The sequence below is a fragment of the Lentilactobacillus parafarraginis DSM 18390 = JCM 14109 genome (assembly GCF_001435895.1).
GTDB lineage: Bacteria > Bacillota > Bacilli > Lactobacillales > Lactobacillaceae > Lentilactobacillus > Lentilactobacillus parafarraginis.
On record NZ_AZFZ01000144.1, the window covers coordinates 1 to 2116 of the forward strand.

At 47.6% G+C, this 2116-nt stretch carries 3 protein-coding genes; all 3 read left to right on the top strand.

The window, feature by feature from the left end:
• Positions 1-51 precede the first annotated feature (51 nt).
• From FD47_RS14305 to FD47_RS14315, 3 genes are read left to right on the top strand one after another with little or no spacing between them, the layout of a single operon-like run.
• Positions 52-717 (top strand): metal-dependent transcriptional regulator, encoded by a 666-nt coding sequence (locus FD47_RS14305; RefSeq protein WP_056980828.1) that lies wholly within the window; start codon positions 52-54, stop codon positions 715-717.
• A 44-nt stretch (positions 718-761) separates the two neighbouring features.
• On the top strand, positions 762-1541 hold the full coding sequence (locus FD47_RS14310; RefSeq protein WP_054736713.1) for a threonine/serine exporter family protein: 780 nt from the start codon (positions 762-764) through the stop codon (positions 1539-1541).
• Positions 1542-1552: 11 nt separating this feature from the next.
• Positions 1553-2029: a threonine/serine exporter family protein gene (locus FD47_RS14315; RefSeq protein WP_056980829.1), complete on the top strand. Its 477-nt coding sequence runs from the start codon at positions 1553-1555 to the stop codon at positions 2027-2029.
• Positions 2030-2116: the final 87 nt, after the last annotated feature.

Here is a 2116-nt window from a genome sequence, read left to right on the forward strand (position 1 = left end):
CTGAAATAAAGTTTTCAGACGGACCCTAATAAATAGGAGATTTTACAATTAATGACACCGATGAAGGAAGACTATTTAAAAATTATTTTTGAATTGGGGGGCGCTTCTAAGCTTGTCAGCAACAAGCAGATTGCGTTAAGTTTGGACATTGCAGCTGGTTCAGTTACGGAAATGGTTAACAAGATGGTTGAAGAAAAATTGGTTACCCATAAACCCTATTCGGGCGTTCAGCTCACGAAGAAGGGCACCGGATACGCTGAGGAACTGGTCAGAAAGCACCGAATTTGGGAATGTTTTTTGTTTTACTCATTGAAGTTTAATTTACCCGATATTCATGATGAGGCCGAAAAGCTGGAGCACGATACCACTAACGAGATGATCGACCATCTGGACGACTTTCTGGGAAATCCGGAAAGGTGCCCGCACGGCGGAATCATCCCGGATCGGTTTGGCCATTACAAGAAAGATCACGATAAGCTGCTGACTGACGCCAAGGATGACGAGGTTGTGGTGGTTAATCGATTTATCGATAATCATGACCTGTTAACCCTGTTAGGGGACATTAAATTGGACATTGGTGACCGGCTGAAGATTGTTTCCCACGATCCGTTTGAGGGATCCGTGATGGTTCAAAACCTGACGGACAAGAAACCACTGACAATTGGGTATAAAACGGCCCACTACGTCTTTGTAAAATCTGATGATGAGCAGGCCTAACCGAAAGCGGCGGCTGCCCATTTTTATGGCTGGGGTGACAAACATTGGATGAAGAAGAACGCAAATACGAACGCCAACGCAAGTATGATCAGCGGGTACTGGATACCTGCATTCTGGCCGGCACCATCATGATTGAATCCGGATCCGAAATGACCCGGGTCAACGATACGATTATGCGGATTGCTAGAAATGCCGGGTTAAAAAACGCGACCGTTTACGTTACGGTGACCGGCATTATCATGTCCGGCGGCGTTCAGGAAATCGGCGCTCAGGTTGGGGCGATTGACAAGCGGTCGTTTGATTTGGAAAAGGTCGCTAAGGTTAACGAACTATCGCGGGCCTTTGCTGCCAAGAAGATTACGATTAACGACTTCTATGATCAACTGATTCACATTGATGAAATTGTTGGCACCTTCCCGCTGTGGGTCCAAGAAATTGGGGCCGGGCTGGTTAGTGGGGGGCTGGTCGTCGTGTTCCGAAATAATATCAGTGACGCTTTGATTAGCTGCCTCATTGGAATGGCTGGCTGGGCGGTGCTTTATTTTCTGAACATTTACGTGCAGATTCGCTTCTTAAGTGAGTTTATGGCCGCCGCAACCGTGGCTGCCCTGGCAATCTTGGCCGTTCAATACGGATTGGGGCATCAGGCCGACGATATTATTGTTGGCGGGATGATGCCCCTGGTCCCAGGAATTCCGTTAACCAACGCCGTGCGCGATGCACTGTCTGGCAACTTAATTAGTGGGCCGGCCCGGGGAATCGAAGCTTTGATTAGTGCCTGTGCGTTAGGTTTTGGTGTGGCGATTGCGCTGCACTTTATGTGAGGGATGTGGCCATGAACCCAGTTATTTTCTTTCTCATCAAATGCGTTTGCGTCTATCTCTCCGGAATTGGCTTTGGGTTGATTGTGAACCTGCCCCATAAGGCCCTCAATATTGCCGGCTTCAATGCCCTATTAGGCTGGTTAGTTTATTACATTATTATCACAACCTGGGGCGGCTTGGGTTCGGCCAACTTTTTTGGCGGTCTGTGCATCGGGGTGGTCTCCGTGATGATTGCCCGTTGGAAAAAGATGCCCAGCATTTTATTTGACGTGCCCGGCCTAGTTCCATTGGTGCCGGGAGGCCAGGCTTACAACACGATTAAGAGCTTTGCGATGGGAAATTATTCCGCCGCCTTTGGCTACCTGTCAGAAGTGATCTGGATTGCCGGTTCCATTGCGTTGGGGTTTATCGTGGCTGAATTGGTCAATAAAATTCGGATTAAAGTTGCGCGTGATCTAAGAAGGTTGCGTCGTTCTAAAAATATGTAAGTCATTGTTAATACCAACTAGGGTCTGAGTTGTCATCGTTAGGATGATGATTCGGGCTTTTTTTCTACGTTTAGTCAAGTAAAACAG

Excerpts from the sequence above, each read along its gene's own strand:
- FD47_RS14305 (WP_056980828.1), top strand. The coding sequence starts at position 52 with ATGACACCGATGAAGGAAGACTATTTAAAAATTATTTTTGAATTGGGG.
- FD47_RS14315 (WP_056980829.1), top strand. The coding sequence starts at position 1,553 with ATGAACCCAGTTATTTTCTTTCTCATCAAATGCGTTTGCGTCTATCTC.